Source organism: Anaerobacillus sp. ABD4_527 (genome assembly GCF_056160805.1).
The window spans coordinates 456,496-471,993 of sequence record NZ_JBSWXZ010000002.1; the positions used below are offsets into that span (position 1 = coordinate 456,496).

The window sequence follows — 15,498 nt, forward strand, 5'->3', positions numbered from 1 at the left end:
TTAATGTGAATTATTTCACATTTAGTTGACGGGAGGCTGCGGGGGGATATGAAAATCAAATCGAAAGTAATATCAGCGTTACTATCTACGTTGTTTATCGGTGTCGCATGCGTGATCGACGGCGTTTTTAACTCATATGGTTCTGAGGACTTCTTTATTATCCTAATCATTATGTTCTACGCCGCCGTAGGGAATTTTATTTATGGAATTCCGGTTTCCCTATTATCTGATTGGGTTTCAAACAAAGTTCCGACGTTTCGATTCTTCATCGCATCGTTTATTCATATATCGTTAGCCGTTGCAACAGTTGTCGTTCTTGAAGCGTTCTATTTGTTTGCTGTTATAGCGGCAGTGTTCTTTTTCATAGTGGAGGAGTGGCAGCACCGAAAGATTCGAACGTTTCGAGTGAAGGCCGCTTTCCTGAATGCATTTTTGCTCACCGTAATGTTTATTGGTATATGGGGGTTTTCACAATTAGACTTAAGGGAAAAAACGAACAGTCAGTACCTTATTCCTGAAGGATACGAAGGGACCATCGTCGTTTTATACAATGTCCCTGGTGAAAAAGCGTTAGCTGAAGAGGACGGACGAAAAATTATCTCATTACATAGGGAATATCAGGAGTACACGTTTGTAGGAGATGTTGTTACATACGTTGAAGCCCGAACGCAATCCCATAAGCCAGAAGGAATCGTGAATGATACTTATTTTTATAGGGATAACCAAGGAGAGCGAACGGCGATCGATGAAACCTGCGTTCATCGCGGGAAATCTGGGAGTGATTATTTAGGTGGAGAAGTGGAAGTAGAATATGAAGTGCTCCAGGTGACAAGCACAAATTGTGGAATGGGTTTCATGAGGTATGGGCGATCGACTTATGAGCAGCAGGAACGTAAAATTATGATTGAGTTATTTTAGCGTGAGGGGTAATCTAGAAGGTATGTGGTAGCGGAAGTTTTCGTTTATCACACAGGCATCTTTTATAGAAATTTGACTTATGGGAAATCTAAATTCATTACTACTTTTGAGAAAGAAAGGAGCGATACATATGGAGACAGCTCTGTTGCTAGAGTATGCCTGGGCATTGTTGATCTTGATTGCCTTAGAAGGGCTGCTATCTGCAGACAATGCGCTCGTACTCGCTGTAATCGCCAAGCACTTACCGGAAGATGAGAAGAAAAAGGCGATTAATTATGGAATCATCATGGCGTTTGTATTTCGATTTGGTGCACTCTTTGCGATCTCATTTATCGCCAATGTATGGCAGATCCAAGCGATCGGTGCCGCTTATCTTCTGTACTTAGGGTTAAAGCATATTATCAAGGCACGTATTAAGCATGAACCTCCTTCTAAAGAAGAAGAAGAGAAAGCAGCAGGCAAAGGCTTCTGGCCGACAGTTGGGAAGATTGCACTCGCTGACCTCGCGTTTGCTATCGATTCGATCCTAGCTGCAGTTGCGATCGCACTCGGTCTACCAGATTCCCCTCTAGGCGACTTTGGTGGGATGGACGGCGGACAGTTTACCGTTGTCTTGATCGGGGGTATCGCAGGACTAGTCCTTATTAAGTTTGCTGCAACGTGGTTCGTGAAGCTTCTTACAAAACGTCCTGCACTTGAAACAACAGCGTACGCGATCGTTGCCTGGGTAGGTGTAAAACTTGCCATCATCACCCTTGCGCACAAGGATATTGGGGTCATCGATCATCATTTCCCACATAGTCTACTTTGGACGTTGATTTTCTATGGTGTGTTAGTCGCGATCGCACTGATCGGGTGGTTTTCACCTACAAAAGATTCCGTTCAGGAAGAGTCCACATAACTGTATAGTGCGTTTGATTGAGCAAAGGTTTTCTCGTGAGGAGGGGAAACCTTGGCTCTTTTTTATGGATTCTTAATGGTGGTAGAGGAAAGTTACTAAAATGATCGTTTTTTCTGTGCAAAACAGGGGTGAACATGTGAAAAATCTTAGTGGTCGAAGAGGATATCAGCGAATATTCTCAGTTTATCAGCGAAATTTCAATTTTATCAGCGAAAATGCCACCAATATCAGCGAAAACACCACTTTTATCAGCGGTTTTGAAAATATATCAGCGAACTTCCATTATCCCTCTTTATCCAAGCGGGATAGCCCCGGATGTGGTTTAGTGGGAACTGCCAGGTAGGTGACGAATTGTTTGATGAAAAAGCAGCATGCCCAAATGGCATGCTGCTTTCGTATGAACGCTGGGATGAAGGTGAAAGTAACGATTCATTTCAGATCCGCTATTATTTTGTACTGCTTACCCTTCCACACTCTTCTTCAAATAACTCTCAAACAACAAATCGATCAGCAGCATGAGCGTCGATCTCGCCGTGATATCATACCCAGCGAACTTCACTTTCCCAACGGTCATGCTGAGGTTCGTGTTGACCATGCTGCCGAGCGTGGAGTCCGATGAGTTCGTGATTGCTGCGGTGTCTGCGACCAAGTACGAGAGCTTTTCAGCTGCATGGATGAGCGTTTTTGTTTCGCCGCTCGTCGAGATGAAAAACACGAGATCGTCTGCTTTCACCATGTTTGGCAGAAGGTCGATCATGTGCGATTCGTATGTATAATGCGTCTGCTTGTTCGTCTGCATGAGCAGCTTACTGAAGTACTCGGCCATCATTTTTGACAAACCTACTCCGACTACGATGACGCGATTGGCTTGATGGATACGCTCGCTCAGACGGTCAAGTTCATGAAGCTGAATCGTTTCAAACGCTTGAACGAAGCCCTTTTTGTAGCTTTCGATCGGGTTTTCTTCAAGCTCTCCGCTCTCTTCATCTGCGCTTTTCAATTTATATTTTAGTTCAGAAAATCCTTCTAAACCGAGCTTATGTGACATCCTGACGACGGTCGTCGTGCTCACGTTGTTCACTTTTGCGATTTCCGTTAGTGAAAGGTTCTTCGCCTCTGTTAAATGCTGATCGATGTAATAAAGCACCTGCTTTTCTGTCGGCGTTAAGTTCGCAAGGCTATTACCAAACTGATCGATGATCTTGCCCATGTGATTGCTCCTTTTTCGAAATATGCTCGTTTCAGTATAGCATGCTGACGCGTCAGTCTGTACAATTGTACAGACAATGTACAGAAACACCAGTTGTTTTCATGTTAAAACAATATTATAAGAACTTGTAAGTGTTTTCATATCGGAATAGATAGGAGTGACGAGATGCAACTAAGACAGATGACGAATCATAATTTAATCTTGTTCGACGTTGAAGCAGAGAGTAAAGAACAAGTGATCAAACAGCTTATTTCAAATTTAGTAAAGGAAGGCTATGTTGAATCGGAACAGCCATTTTTGGAAGCGGTTTTAAAGCGTGAAGAGCTATCACCGACCGGAATGGAGAGAGGGCTTGCGATCCCACACGGAAAATCATCCGCAGTCAAAAAAGCAACATTCGCCGTAGCGCGACTGAAGACGCCGCTTGAAGATTGGGAGAGCATCGATCCTACGAACAACGTACAACTTGTATTTTTGATAGCGATTCCAGAAAGTGAAGCGGGTTCCACACACCTAGAAGTATTGTCCACATTGAGTACGAACTTAATGCGCGATGGCTATATGGAAGGGTTGATGGCGACAAGCAGTAAAGAGGAATTTCTATCTCGACTAGATATTGAAGAGAAAGAAGAAGTAAGTGAAGGAAAAGAATACACGAAAACGGTCGTTGCCATTACAGCATGTGCGACAGGCATCGCCCATACGTACATGGCAGCAGAAGCACTTGAAAAAGCGGGTCGAGAGCTCGGGATCAATGTCCTCGTTGAAAAGCAAGGTGCAAACGGAATCGAAGATGAGCTCACAGCACCAGTAATCGAAAAAGCTGACGCGGTCATCTTCGCAACGGACATTGCACCAAAGCAGAAAGAGCGATTTAAAGGAAAGAACTACGTGCAAACGCGCGTTGCTGAACCATTGAAGCATAGTAAGGACATGCTTCAAAGAGCACTTTCGAAACCGGACGGTGTTGTCGAAACGAACGGGGAAGAGGAAGAATCTCAGTCCACTGGATCAAACGGTGGCGGATTCCTAAAAGACGCGGTACAAGCGGTTATGACAGGGATCTCTTACATGATTCCGGTCATCGTTGCAGCTGGTCTTATGATGGGGATCGCAAAGCTTGGCGCGATGCCATTCGGTCTTGTGAATGAAATTCATGAAATGAAATATGCAACACACTCAAATGAACTATTCGTGATCCTGCACCACCTCGATAAGTTTGGCGTCTTGATCTTTAAGTTCATGTACCCGATCTTTGCAGCATTCGTCGCGTACTCACTCGCTGACCGCGTTGGGTTAGTGGCAGGCTTTATTGGAGGCGCATTCGCAGGCGGCCTTCACCACACGTTCTGGGGAATCGAAGGCATTCCATCAGGATTCTTAGGAGCTCTTATCCTCGGTCTAGCAGCAGGATACATCTCCCGTTTCTTAAATCAAAAGATTCAGCTCAGTAAGAACTTCCAGGCGATGAAACCGATGTTCCTCATCCCTGCAATCAGTGTTCTATCGATCTTCTTTTTAAACTTTTATGTAATCGATCCCGTATTCGGAGGACTGAACGTTGTGCTTCGTAACTGGATCGAATCCGCTCAAGGAACAGGCGACGTTGTGCTCGCGTCGATCATCGCATCCGCAACAGCGTTCGACCTTGGAGGACCAATCAACAAAGCTGCTGGTGCAATTGCAATCGGACTCGCAGCAGATCAAGTATATCCGTTAACAGCACGTGTTCTTGCGATCGTTATTCCGCCAATTGGACTTGGACTTGCAACGGTTATCGATAAGTACGTTGTCGGTCGCCGCGTCTTTGAAGCAGACCTTCGTGTGGCTGGAAACACGGCATTATTACTAGGGTTCATCGCAATCAGTGAAGGGGCGATTCCATTCATGCTTCGTAACCCGCTGATCACGATCCCGATCAACATCATCGGTGCGATCGTTGGTGCGAGTACGGCGGTTCTACTAGGTGCCGTTCAGTGGCTCCCGCTTCCAGCGTTCTGGGGCTGGCCGCTCGTAGATAACCTATGGGCATACCTATTAGGCCTGATCGTTGGTGCATCGTTCATCGCATTCGCTAACATCTTCATCCGTTTTGCGATGATCAAAAAACGAGAATTTCAAACAACCTAAATCACATAGAGGGCGCATCTTGAAAAAGAGTGCCCTATTTCTTTTAAAAGGTACTGGAGGGAAATAGATTGAAACAGAAAAAAGTATACGTCGTACCGCACTCCCACTGGGACCGTGAGTGGTATTTTACAATAGAAGATTCGAACCTTTTACTCGTTGAAAATATGGACCGCTTGATGGACGTGATGGAAAATGACCCGAATTACACGGGCTACGTGTTCGACGCGCAGTCTTCCATCATCGATGAATATTTACGCATTCGACCAGAGGAAAAAGAGCGCCTTAGCACGTTGATTAAAGAAAAGCGCATCTACGTAGGACCATGGTACACACAGGCGGATTCGCTCCTCGTAAACAAAGAATCGCTCATCCGTAATTTGCTTTACGGAACGCGAATCGCAGAAAATATGGGTCACAGCATGAACATCGGCTACCTTCCGGATATTTTTGGTCAAAACACGTATTTGCCATCGCTATTTAGAGAGTTTGGGATCGACTACAGCATCTTACAGCGCGGCATCTATACAGACCAGTTGAACGGTGACCTGAACTTCCACTGGACATCTCCGGACGGTTCGAGCATCAAAACGAACAACATGTACTTCGGCTATGGACCAGGGAAGTTTCTCTCTTCAGACGATGATTATATGGAAGAGCGATTGCTGCCGATCTTAGACAAAATTTCAGCGCTGAATAAAAGCACGGATAACCTCTTGCTTCCTTCAGGCGGTGATCAGGTGCTCGTTCGTGAGCATTTCCCTGAAACCGTGAAGGCACTGAACGAGAAAGACGACAAGCATGAATACGTGCTGTCAGACTTTGAAACGTTCATGGAAGAAACGTTTAAGGATGGCGATTTTACAAACGAACTACAGGGCGAACTCATCGCAACACAGAAATCACGGATCCACAACACGATCCGCTCACAGCGCTATGACATCAAGAAGCTGAACGATATCGCTGAGAAGAAGATCATCAACGAACTCGAGCCGCTCGGAAGCATCGCGAGTACGCTCGGCTTCAAGTATCCGAAAGCATGGCTCGATGAGATGTGGAAGATGCTGTTTGACGTTCACGCGCACGACAGCATCGGTGGCTGTAACTCTGACGATACGAATCAGGAAATCGTAAACCGATTAACGAAAGTGATCCGTATGGCGGATGGCTGTTTGAACCTACTGAAAAAGCAGATGACAGAAGCAGTGAGCCGTAAGCTAGGAAAAGACTCCGTTCTCGTTCTGTTCCACCTGCTGCCGAGTTCGTTTGAAGGCTCACAGAAGGCGGTTCTTTTCACAAGAGAGAAGGAGCTTTCAGTGAAGACGATGAATGGAGAAAACGTTCCACTCGATACGCTGAATCAAGAGTATATTAGCGGTGGAAAGACGATAGTGGTGACAGCTGAGGGTGAAAAGCAGGTGGAAGCACCTGGCTACTATAGAAGTGAAGTGCTCCTTCATGATCTTGAGCTGCCTGCGATGGGGTATCAGACGTTTGAAGTGGTTGATGGTGAAGGAGTTACTGCTAGCGTAGATACTGGGAAAGAAGTTGAAAACGAATCGTTCTTGATCAGCGAGGAAAACGGTGCGCTTCTGCTTCACATCAAAGCGAACGATGTGACGATTCCGAACTTCCTGCGCTTTGAAAACGTTGCGGATGCAGGTGATTCATATGACTTCTCTCCATTAGATGGCGATGAGCCGATCTTCACTTCTGAAGTGGACCGAGTTTCTGTTACGAAGCACGCTCGCGTTGAAGTGATGGATGTTCAGCATTCGTTAATGGTACCAGCTGATCTTGAAGAGCGAAAAGCTGGCATCACGACTAAAGAGCTCGTGATTCGCTCAAGCTTCGAGCTTCACCAAAACGAAGCGTTCATCCGAGTGAACCATCACATCGACAACGACGTGAAAGACCACAGAGTAAGCGTGCTGCTAAAAACGTCGCTTGAAAAACCGGAGAACTCCTTCGGTGATCAAGGGTTCAGCTTGATTCAGCGCCCGACGGTTAACCCGTACATGGTGAACTGGAGAGAGCAGAAGTTTGCGGAAGCGCCTGTCCCGATCTACCCGCTCGAAAACCTTGCTGGTGCGACGAATGGCGAGCTAACGTCTGCCGTCGTGACAAAAGGGATCAAAGAGTATCAGCTTTTAAAAGAAACGGGAGAACTCGCGCTAACCCTATTCAGAAGCGTTGGCCTGCTTGGAAGAGACGACCTCGCATTGCGTCCTGGTCGCGCATCAGGGATCAACAACAAAGTCGTGTATACACCTGACGCCGAGATGCAGGGCGAGATGACGTTCGAATACGCGCTTCATTTTGCAGAAGGATTCGATGAGTCTTCACTATTCCGTCTCGTTGATCAGTACAACGACCACGGTGTGAGTTATCAGAAGCAAAACCTGAACACATTTGAAGAGCGATTGGATCGCTTTGAAATTCCGTATCCGGTCGATGCGCTGCCAACAGAATTCAGCTTGCTCAACGCTTCGAACCAGAATGTTTTCTTTAGCTCGATAAAACAAGCGTACGATGATCAAAATCTTATTCTTCGCCTGTTTAACCCGACGAACGAAGAACAGCTCGTTGCGCTAACGAGTGATTCGATCGAGTCAATCATGCAAACGAAGCTCGATGAAAAGGATGGAAACGTGATCGAAGGCGACGTAACAGTAGCGCCGAAAGGGTATGTGACGCTTAACGTAAAGGTGGATGTGCGATGAAGTTTAAAGAGAAGGTCGAGAGTTTACTCCAAACCATTTATGGTGAGGAGTATTCTCCGTCATACAAAGAAGAAATCGTGAACATGGTCAAGGAATGGAAGAAGAAGGATTGGAAGGACATTTCTCCATTAACAGAGAAGAACGTGTATCTCATTACGTATGGAGACGCCATTCGTAGAGGTGATGAGCCAACGCTTCAGACGCTCAATACGTTTATAAACGAATACGCGAAAAATGAGATCACGGACGTTCATTTGCTGCCGATGTTCCCGTATACGTCTGATGATGGGTTTTCGGTTGTGGACTACCGCGAGATTCATCCGGATCTAGGCGACTGGTCCGATGTGGAGCGTCTTTCAGAGAACTACCGTCTCATGTTTGATTTCGTGACGAACCACATGTCGAAATCAAGCAAGTGGTTTCAGGGGTACTTGAACGATGATCCGACGTATGCGAACTATTTTATTCGTGAAGAAGAAGGTTTTGATGCGTCGAACGTGGTTCGTCCGCGTACGTCGCCACTTTTCCATCAGTACGAAAACGGTAAAACAGCTTGGACAACGTTCAGTGAAGATCAGGTCGACATCAACTTCAGGCATTTCCCAGCGTTACTTGAGATGACGACGATACTGCTAGAGTATGCGTACCGCGGCGGGACAAGCATCCGACTCGATGCGATCGGGTTTATGTGGAAGGAATCCGGCACAACGTCGATTCACCTGCCGCAGACGCATGCGATCATTCAGCTGTGGCGTGAACTGTTAGAAGAGCTTGAGCTCAACACGATTCTCATCACGGAGACGAACGTTCCGCACAAAGAGAACATCAGCTATTTCGGCAACGGAGAAAACGAAGCGCACATGGTGTATCAGTTCTCGCTGCCGCCACTTGTGCTCCACACGTTCACCACACATAACACGCGTACGCTCACGGACTGGGCGAAAACGATCGAGAAAGTGTCTGATCAAGCGACGTACTTCAATTTCCTCGCGAGTCACGACGGCATCGGCATGCGTCCTACGGAAGGGATTTTAGAAGAAGAAGAGCGTGTTGCGCTTGCGGATAAGGTGCTCGCAAACGGTGGGCGCGTTTCGTATAAAAGTAACCCTGACGGCACAGAGTCACCATATGAGCTGAACATCAATTACATGGATGCGCTCATCAATTCTGATGAGCAAGATGAAGATACGCAGATTCAAAAGATGCTTGCTGCGCATTCGATTCTCTTCTCTGTAATGGGTGTGCCAGCCGTTTACTACCATTCCCTGCTAGGCTCTGAGAATGATGATGAGGGACTGGAGTCTTCTGGGATCAACCGACGCATCAATCGTGAGAAGTTTCAGTATGATGCACTTGTTGAAGAGTTAGCGTCCTCAAAGAGGCGGCATGACGTATTTAACGGTATGAAAAACTTGATTCGTCTTCGCCAGAACGAACCAGCATTTTCTCCTTTCGCAGAACAAGAAATCATCGATGTGGATGAAAAGGGATTTTCGCTAATTCGTAGAAATGAAGGTGAAGAGGTTCTCTTCGTTGTGAACGCAGCGAATGAAGAGGTTTCAATCGAACTTCCTTATGGCGGGCATGACGTAATCAGTAAGAAAAACGTTGAGAAGTCTGTCACACTATCTCCTTATCAATACATGTGGATTAAATCGTAAAGGGTGATGAAATGAACATCGTCATCGCACCAGATTCATTTAAAGAGAGTTTAACATCGAAAGAAGTGTGCGACGCTGTACAAAAGGGGTTTCTGAAGGTGTATCCTGAGGCCTCCTTTATACATCTTCCTGTCGGGGACGGTGGTGAAGGAACGGTTCAATCGGTCGTCGACGCGACAGAGGGTAAAATTGTCACGCAAGAAGTCACAGGTCCACTTGGAAAAAAGGTAGAAGCCTTCTACGGAATAACGGGTGACGGGAAGACAGCGATCATCGAGATGGCAGCTGCTTCTGGGCTTCATCTCGTTCCAAGAGGTGAGCGGAACCCGCTTGTGACGACGACGTTTGGAACCGGTGAACTGATTCTAGGCGCACTGAATAACGGTGTCGAACGGATCGTGCTCGGTCTCGGAGGCTCTGCAACGAACGATGGTGGCGCAGGCATGGCACAGGCTCTCGGTGTTAGGTTACTAGATTCAAAAGGTGAAGAACTCCCTTTTGGTGGAAAAGCGTTAGGTGGACTTCATTCCATAGATGCGACTAGTCTCGATAGCCGCTTAAAAGAAGTGTCGATCGAAGCGGCGTGTGATGTGACGAATCCATTGACTGGGGAGAGCGGTGCATCTGCCGTATTCGGACCGCAAAAAGGAGCTACACGAGAAATGGTAAGCGAACTAGATGCGTGTCTTGCTCATTATGCGAAAGTGATTCAGAGAGACTTAGAGAAATCCGTTGGTGACAAGAGCGGTGCTGGAGCGGCAGGAGGGCTTGGTGCTGGAATCCTCGCTTTTCTTGACGGAGAATTACGTAGTGGCATCGACCTAGTGCTCGATGTAATAGGATTTGAAAACCGCATCAACGGTGCTGACCTTTTAATAACAGGAGAGGGACGCATCGATTCACAGACGATTCACGGGAAAGCGCCAGTTGGAGTCGCAAAGCGAGCGAAGGCGCTTCATCCTAACCTACCAGTTATTGCGATTGCAGGAAGTTTAGGAGAGGGTTATGAAGCGGTCTTTCATCACGGCATCGATGCCGCGTTTAGCGTGGTGAATGGAGTGGTTACGCTTGATGAGGCGCTTCGGAATGGATCCTTGAATGTGGAGAGGACTGCGGAGAATGTAGCGCGGGTTTTGGAGATTAATAGAAAATTGTAACTAACGAGCATACAAATTGTAGATTGAAATTTATGAACATACTAAAGCTTTCTGTCTCTAAACATTAGCGAACAGCGTGTTTAGAGATAGGGGCAGTTTAAATTAAGGTAACTTTTAAACAGGTTTTTTACGTATGATCAGGATTAATTAGGGGGAAGGAAGTAAGTTGATAGCAGGTTAAAGTGAAAAATGATTACAAAAATTAATCCACCTAGAAGAAGTTCATATGAGAATTCATAAGTAAAAACACTAGGAATTTCCTATGGAAAATCCCTAGTGTGCAAATGATTAACTAAAGTTTTTTACTATTCCTTGTTAATATAAGTGTTTCTAAGAGATCCGAGGAGATATGTCAGTAACTTTTTCTATCCCGAAATCCTGTTTCATGGTCATATATTTTTCAAAAAAGTTCGTATCTATCCCTGTTAAATAGTGATAAAACGAAACCTCTACCTTCCAATCGTTTTCAATCAATTTATTAATGTTTACAAGATCATTCTTAGCAATTAAGTCTATAATTGATTTTATTTTCATGGGTCTTTGAAGTGGGATAGCTTCATCAAGAGGTTCTTTTTTTAAATATCCTTTCCTATGAAGGGCTGCATAAAAGTTGCGATGACTTTTTGAATCTATAATTCCAAGATTAGCAGCTCTGTATCCTAGAACTTGAAGGGAAGTGCTCCACTTCTTTTTTAAGTCGATATAGGCGTCTGGATTGGTTATATAAGAAATGTTGTTCATATCATTTAAGAATTCTTTTTCAGGTAATAGAAATATTCCTGCAAAGAGATCTGCTTCTTTCTCAATAACATTATGCTCTTTACGTGTTAAGGTAGTAAATTCAAGTCGGTAGTGAAGAAGTAAATGCGCTAATTCATGTGCAATGTCAAAATTTCTTCGTACTGCCGAACGTTTTAAATTCCCTAAAATGATATAAGGGCGTTCACTTTCAGTCCATAAACTGTAAGCATCAATTTCTTCGCCAATCGCTTTTTCAAAAACAAACACTCCGCTCTTTTCAATAAGAAACAATAAATCCTCATTAGAGTCGTTCTTAAAACCTAAATTTTCTCGAGCTAGTGTAGCTGCTTTTTCTATCTGCTTCAACTTGTTGTCTTCAGTTGAATTTAAGTATTTGATTATTTGATCTCTTAATTGAACTATCTTCATAGTTGGATATTTTATTTTTGATGTTATTTGATTCACAAAAGCATCTAAATATTCTAAGTGTTTAGCTTCAGCCTTAGTTTTTGATATTACATTCATAACTTTAGACCTATAAGCAATGTTGTCTTCTTTAATATTATCGTGTGAAACATCACGATTAATGATGTCAGAAGTATAAAAATACTTGCTTTTTACATTGAATATATCCTTTAAATCGTTTATAACTTGCATTTTTGGTGATGTATAATTGTTTTCGTATTGCCAAACCGCCTGTTCTGTTACGCCGATCATATCAGAGAGCTGTTTTCGCGAATACCCGTGCAAGATACGAAGATTGGTAAGATTTTCACCAATAAACATATCGCTCCCTCCTTATCTAACTAAAACAAAATACCATATTATTCATTTTGTTCTTCTTTTTCTTCAAGGATTTCAATGTCGAATGCTTCAGGGTCAATTACTTCCTCTACCATGTCTGGAGTGATAACTTCTCTATCCTCGTCAGTTAGTTCTGCTCCAGAAATGTAACTTGTAAGATCCTCAATCAAGTAAGCTCTGTTATCTTTTGGATTTGGTAGGTAATTTTTTATGGAAGATATTTGATATGCCTCATCTAGTTCATATGTTAGGATATGAAACTCATTATAGGTATCTTTGAGGTGACTTAACTCTTCTTTGACTTGCTTTTCTCTTACCAAGAATGAGAGCTGTTCAACGTATTGAGGTTCCTCATCATCTGTACTTTGTTGTTTATTTTCAGAGAAAGTTAGGTCATTATTTATCATAGATAATTCATGAAGGTATGTTCGACGGCTTCCGGTCTTTCCGTTTCTATTTGGAATTTTTGATTGAGAAAATAAATTTTCATTAAAATAGGCAGCATTCTTAATTAAAAAAATCACCTTATTTTCTCCATGGATAAATTGAAGGTAGTCCCATGTTAACCCAGCTTTGGACTTTTTATAAGTGAAACCTTGATCAATACATACTTCAGCAACTTTACTTTCAATAAAGTTGCCTTTTGTCCAAGCAAAAGCAGAGCTTATTTTCATGTGCTCATTTCGATCTTTACGGTGGTTAATGTATTCACGATAGCCTTCAACAATAGCATCTACAATCATTTTGTTATGATGAGAGTCAAACTTGTATTGATCCATGTTATCCCTCCATCGAATTTATATGACCTCAACTTCTATTTTAAACGAAGATTTAATAGAAGTGTGTGATTTTATCGTTTTTTTTTAAAGTTTGATGATATATATGTGTGAAAAATTATAGTGTGGAACTAACTTTAAGATAAATACCTCTAAGTTCTCGGTTATATATCTTGTTTATACATCACACTTGAAAGAGGTTAACTGTTTACAAATTAAGATGATTGTTAAAGTATCAACGGAATTTCACAAAAAGATAAATATGAGGAAAGTACTAGATCGGGCAACCAAAAGGGCTGCCTGGTCTTTTTATGTTCATAAAAGCAATCTTAATTATACCGCGGTTCCTCAGCTACTAAGACAGCCCAAAAACAAATATTTACAAAAACCGATTGACTCTTCTAGAATACCAGTGTACTATGTAACTAATACACAAACACATTAAGGGGAGATGTAAAAATGAAGAATTGGAGTGGGCTGTTTCGGAAGGAATTTCGTGTGACGAGAACGTTTTTATTTTCCGTGATTGCGTTTGACATCGTGATGATGATCGGGATCTTCGTGGCATCAGAAAGATGGGAAGTGCCTTATCTAACCGCGATTTTTGGAGGCGTATTCGGCTTTATGCATATGTTCTTCCTGCCCATTTACTTATTGATTAGTTTGAACAGTGAAGGACGGAAGCTGCATCTTTGGCTTCACAATCCACAGTCTGGATCGCGTCTTCTTGGCGCAAAAGTACTGAATGGATTACTGGCGCTACTGATTTCGCTCGTTGTTGTCAGTGTTCTGTCTCTAATAGCGTTTAACCTTGAGACAGCTGATATTGTGCTTCCAATCGACAACGTTTGGCTGCTTGGAGCTTACGTTCTAGCTATCATTTTGGCAGGTGCCCTCACGATGGGGGTCTGGGTTACCTTTTATTGGACGTCGTATCAAGTGTTGAAAACGTATATTGGAAGGTGGGCGCTGCTTCTAGTTCTTATGCTCATCGGTTTGATCAGCTGGTTTGGAGGATGGTTTAGCGGAACGCGTGTTGGAGAAGTATTGATGGACTGGGGTTACGTTGAATTTCCGTCTCCATTAAGTATGCAAGTGACCCAGGAGGCATTTGAAGTATCCACGTCTACGGTTCCATTTCCAATTGGAAACGTGATTTTCGATACAATCCTCTTAGTCGTTATTTTCTTCGTAACAAGTTGGTTACTTGATCGAAAAGTGGAGGTGTAAGGAATGGGAGAAGAGTTTAATCCCTCCAAGCCGATTTACTTGCAGCTCGTGGATCGGATCAGCTGGGAAATCATTAAAGGCGAACGGAAAGCCGGTGAAAAGCTTCCTTCTGTAAGGGAAATGGCGATTCAATCGGGTGTGAATCCCAATACAGTGTCACGCACTTACAATGAACTGGAGAGGATGGAGATCGTGGAGACAAAACGAGGGCAAGGAACGTTTGTAACCGAGGAAAAAGAAAGACTTAGCGAACTTCGAGAAGAGCTGAAGCTCAACCACATCCAGAATTTTATTGAAGAAATGAAGCAGATGGGATTTTCATCAGAAGATATGATCGATGGGATCAGAACGTATGTCACGAATGAAAAGGAGAATAACGCATGATTACTTTTGAGAATGTATCGAAACGGTATTTAACAAAACGTGCCCTGTCAGATGTGAATGTAACGATACCCGAAGGAAAGCTCATCGGTCTCGTTGGATCGAACGGCAGCGGTAAATCGACGTTTATGAAGATGATCGCAGGTCTTGTTGGACCTACTGAAGGAAACGTAATGATCGACGAAGTGCCTGTCACGAGGCGTACAGCGGATAAAGTTGCTTACCTCTCAGAGTTAGATGAATATTACTCCTTTTATTCTGTGAAAGAAACGATCTCCTTTTTTGCAAGTCAGTTCGCTGATTTTAATACAGAAAAGGCGTACGAGATTCTCGATTTTATGGAAGTTGATCGCGAACAGAAGGTAAAGCATCTCTCGAAAGGAAACCGTGGAAGGGTGAAAATCGCCCTCACGCTTGCACGAGATGTTCCAATTATTCTGATGGATGAGCCGCTATCAGGACTCGACCCGATGGTAAGAGATTCAATTGTAAAAGGGTTGCTTTCTTTTATTGATCTAGAAAAACAAACCGTCATCATCACGACGCATGAAGTGGCGGAAATCGAGCCGTTGCTAGAGATGGTCATCGCAATTCGAAACGGGAAAGTCCTTGCGCTTGAAGATGTTGAAACGATTCGTGAGCGCGATGGTATGAGAATCGTCGATTGGTTGAAAAAACAGTATCAAGCGGAGGCTTGATCCGCAGCTGAGGTGGTCAGGAACATACCTGACCACCTCTTTTTTATCCTACAACACCCAAACAGAACCAATTGTTGTTAGGGAGCCAGGGAATTTTGAGTGGTCCACAACATCCCGACGGTCCCGTTTTGTCCCATTTTATTCTTGTTTTACTAACCTCTCTATATAAAG

The 15,498-nt window shown here is 43.8% G+C and carries 13 protein-coding genes; 10 read left to right on the forward strand and 3 right to left on the reverse strand.

Going from position 1 to position 15,498, the window contains the following annotated elements; translation table 11 throughout:
* Positions 1-48: 48 nt before the first annotated feature.
* The 3 genes from ACXAHI_RS14525 to ACXAHI_RS14535 all read left to right on the forward strand — a co-directional run bounded on the left by ACXAHI_RS14525 (position 49) and on the right by ACXAHI_RS14535 (position 2,338).
* On the forward strand, positions 49-918 hold the full coding sequence (locus ACXAHI_RS14525) for a DUF6843 domain-containing protein (RefSeq protein ID WP_474848992.1): 870 nt from the start codon (positions 49-51) through the stop codon (positions 916-918).
* Between the two features lie 130 nt (positions 919-1,048).
* Positions 1,049-1,819, forward strand: a complete 771-nt coding sequence (locus tag ACXAHI_RS14530; protein ID WP_474848994.1) for a TerC family protein — start codon at positions 1,049-1,051, stop codon at positions 1,817-1,819.
* Positions 1,820-2,134: 315 nt separating this feature from the next.
* The gene (locus tag ACXAHI_RS14535; RefSeq protein ID WP_474848996.1) at positions 2,135-2,338 is read left to right on the forward strand and encodes a hypothetical protein; all 204 of its coding nucleotides are present in this window, start codon (positions 2,135-2,137) and stop codon (positions 2,336-2,338) included.
* Here ACXAHI_RS14535 and ACXAHI_RS14540 read toward each other — a convergent pair.
* On the reverse strand, positions 2,280-3,029 hold the full coding sequence (locus ACXAHI_RS14540; RefSeq protein ID WP_474832400.1) for a MurR/RpiR family transcriptional regulator: 750 nt from the start codon (positions 3,027-3,029) through the stop codon (positions 2,280-2,282). The genes ACXAHI_RS14535 and ACXAHI_RS14540 overlap by 59 nt on opposite strands.
* Before the next feature lie 165 nt (positions 3,030-3,194).
* Between ACXAHI_RS14540 and ACXAHI_RS14545 the strand changes: the two genes are divergently transcribed.
* From ACXAHI_RS14545 to ACXAHI_RS14560, 4 genes are all read left to right on the forward strand, one after another.
* Positions 3,195-5,159 (forward strand): fructose-specific PTS transporter subunit EIIC, encoded by a 1,965-nt coding sequence (locus tag ACXAHI_RS14545; protein ID WP_474848998.1) that lies wholly within the window; start codon positions 3,195-3,197, stop codon positions 5,157-5,159.
* 68 nt (positions 5,160-5,227) lie between these two features.
* Positions 5,228-7,879: a glycoside hydrolase family 38 N-terminal domain-containing protein gene (locus ACXAHI_RS14550; protein ID WP_474849000.1), complete on the forward strand. Its 2,652-nt coding sequence runs from the start codon at positions 5,228-5,230 to the stop codon at positions 7,877-7,879.
* Positions 7,876-9,540: an alpha-amylase family glycosyl hydrolase gene (locus ACXAHI_RS14555; protein WP_474849002.1), complete on the forward strand. Its 1,665-nt coding sequence runs from the start codon at positions 7,876-7,878 to the stop codon at positions 9,538-9,540. Before ACXAHI_RS14550 ends, ACXAHI_RS14555 begins: the two co-directional genes overlap by 4 nt.
* 11 nt (positions 9,541-9,551) lie before the next feature.
* Entirely contained in the window at positions 9,552-10,697 is a 1,146-nt protein-coding gene (locus ACXAHI_RS14560; RefSeq protein ID WP_474849005.1) for a glycerate kinase family protein, read from the forward strand.
* A gap of 330 nt (positions 10,698-11,027) precedes the next feature.
* On the opposite strand, the gene ACXAHI_RS14565 is transcribed toward ACXAHI_RS14560, so the two are convergent.
* Both ACXAHI_RS14565 and ACXAHI_RS14570 read right to left on the reverse strand, forming a co-directional pair.
* Entirely contained in the window at positions 11,028-12,224 is a 1,197-nt protein-coding gene (locus ACXAHI_RS14565) for a spr1629 family repressor/antitoxin (RefSeq protein WP_474849007.1), read from the reverse strand.
* A gap of 38 nt (positions 12,225-12,262) precedes the next feature.
* Positions 12,263-13,021: a spr1630 family ClpXP-sensitive toxin gene (locus ACXAHI_RS14570; protein ID WP_474849009.1), complete on the reverse strand. Its 759-nt coding sequence runs from the start codon at positions 13,019-13,021 to the stop codon at positions 12,263-12,265.
* Positions 13,022-13,477: 456 nt separating this feature from the next.
* On the opposite strand from ACXAHI_RS14570, the gene ACXAHI_RS14575 reads away from it, so the two are divergent.
* Genes ACXAHI_RS14575 through ACXAHI_RS14585 form a run of 3 tightly spaced genes read left to right on the forward strand, consistent with a single transcriptional unit; the run spans position 13,478 to position 15,327 of the window.
* A complete protein-coding gene (locus ACXAHI_RS14575) occupies positions 13,478-14,248 on the forward strand; it encodes a hypothetical protein (RefSeq protein ID WP_474849011.1) in 771 nt (256 codons plus the stop codon).
* A gap of 3 nt (positions 14,249-14,251) precedes the next feature.
* A complete protein-coding gene (locus tag ACXAHI_RS14580; RefSeq protein ID WP_270181091.1) occupies positions 14,252-14,632 on the forward strand; it encodes a GntR family transcriptional regulator in 381 nt (126 codons plus the stop codon).
* On the forward strand, positions 14,629-15,327 hold the full coding sequence (locus tag ACXAHI_RS14585) for an ABC transporter ATP-binding protein (RefSeq protein ID WP_474849013.1): 699 nt from the start codon (positions 14,629-14,631) through the stop codon (positions 15,325-15,327). Before ACXAHI_RS14580 ends, ACXAHI_RS14585 begins: the two co-directional genes overlap by 4 nt.
* The last annotated feature ends 171 nt before the right edge of the window (positions 15,328-15,498 follow it).

Excerpts from the sequence above, each read along its gene's own strand:
- ACXAHI_RS14525 (WP_474848992.1), top strand. The coding sequence starts at position 49 with ATGAAAATCAAATCGAAAGTAATATCAGCGTTACTATCTACGTTGTTT.
- ACXAHI_RS14530 (WP_474848994.1), top strand. The coding sequence starts at position 1,049 with ATGGAGACAGCTCTGTTGCTAGAGTATGCCTGGGCATTGTTGATCTTG.
- ACXAHI_RS14535 (WP_474848996.1), top strand. The coding sequence starts at position 2,135 with ATGTGGTTTAGTGGGAACTGCCAGGTAGGTGACGAATTGTTTGATGAA.
- ACXAHI_RS14540 (WP_474832400.1), bottom strand. The coding sequence starts at position 3,029 with ATGGGCAAGATCATCGATCAGTTTGGTAATAGCCTTGCGAACTTAACG.
- ACXAHI_RS14545 (WP_474848998.1), top strand. The coding sequence starts at position 3,195 with ATGCAACTAAGACAGATGACGAATCATAATTTAATCTTGTTCGACGTT.
- ACXAHI_RS14555 (WP_474849002.1), top strand. The coding sequence starts at position 7,876 with ATGAAGTTTAAAGAGAAGGTCGAGAGTTTACTCCAAACCATTTATGGT.
- ACXAHI_RS14560 (WP_474849005.1), top strand. The coding sequence starts at position 9,552 with ATGAACATCGTCATCGCACCAGATTCATTTAAAGAGAGTTTAACATCG.
- ACXAHI_RS14565 (WP_474849007.1), bottom strand. The coding sequence starts at position 12,224 with ATGTTTATTGGTGAAAATCTTACCAATCTTCGTATCTTGCACGGGTAT.
- ACXAHI_RS14570 (WP_474849009.1), bottom strand. The coding sequence starts at position 13,021 with ATGGATCAATACAAGTTTGACTCTCATCATAACAAAATGATTGTAGAT.
- ACXAHI_RS14575 (WP_474849011.1), top strand. The coding sequence starts at position 13,478 with ATGAAGAATTGGAGTGGGCTGTTTCGGAAGGAATTTCGTGTGACGAGA.
- ACXAHI_RS14580 (WP_270181091.1), top strand. The coding sequence starts at position 14,252 with ATGGGAGAAGAGTTTAATCCCTCCAAGCCGATTTACTTGCAGCTCGTG.
- ACXAHI_RS14585 (WP_474849013.1), top strand. The coding sequence starts at position 14,629 with ATGATTACTTTTGAGAATGTATCGAAACGGTATTTAACAAAACGTGCC.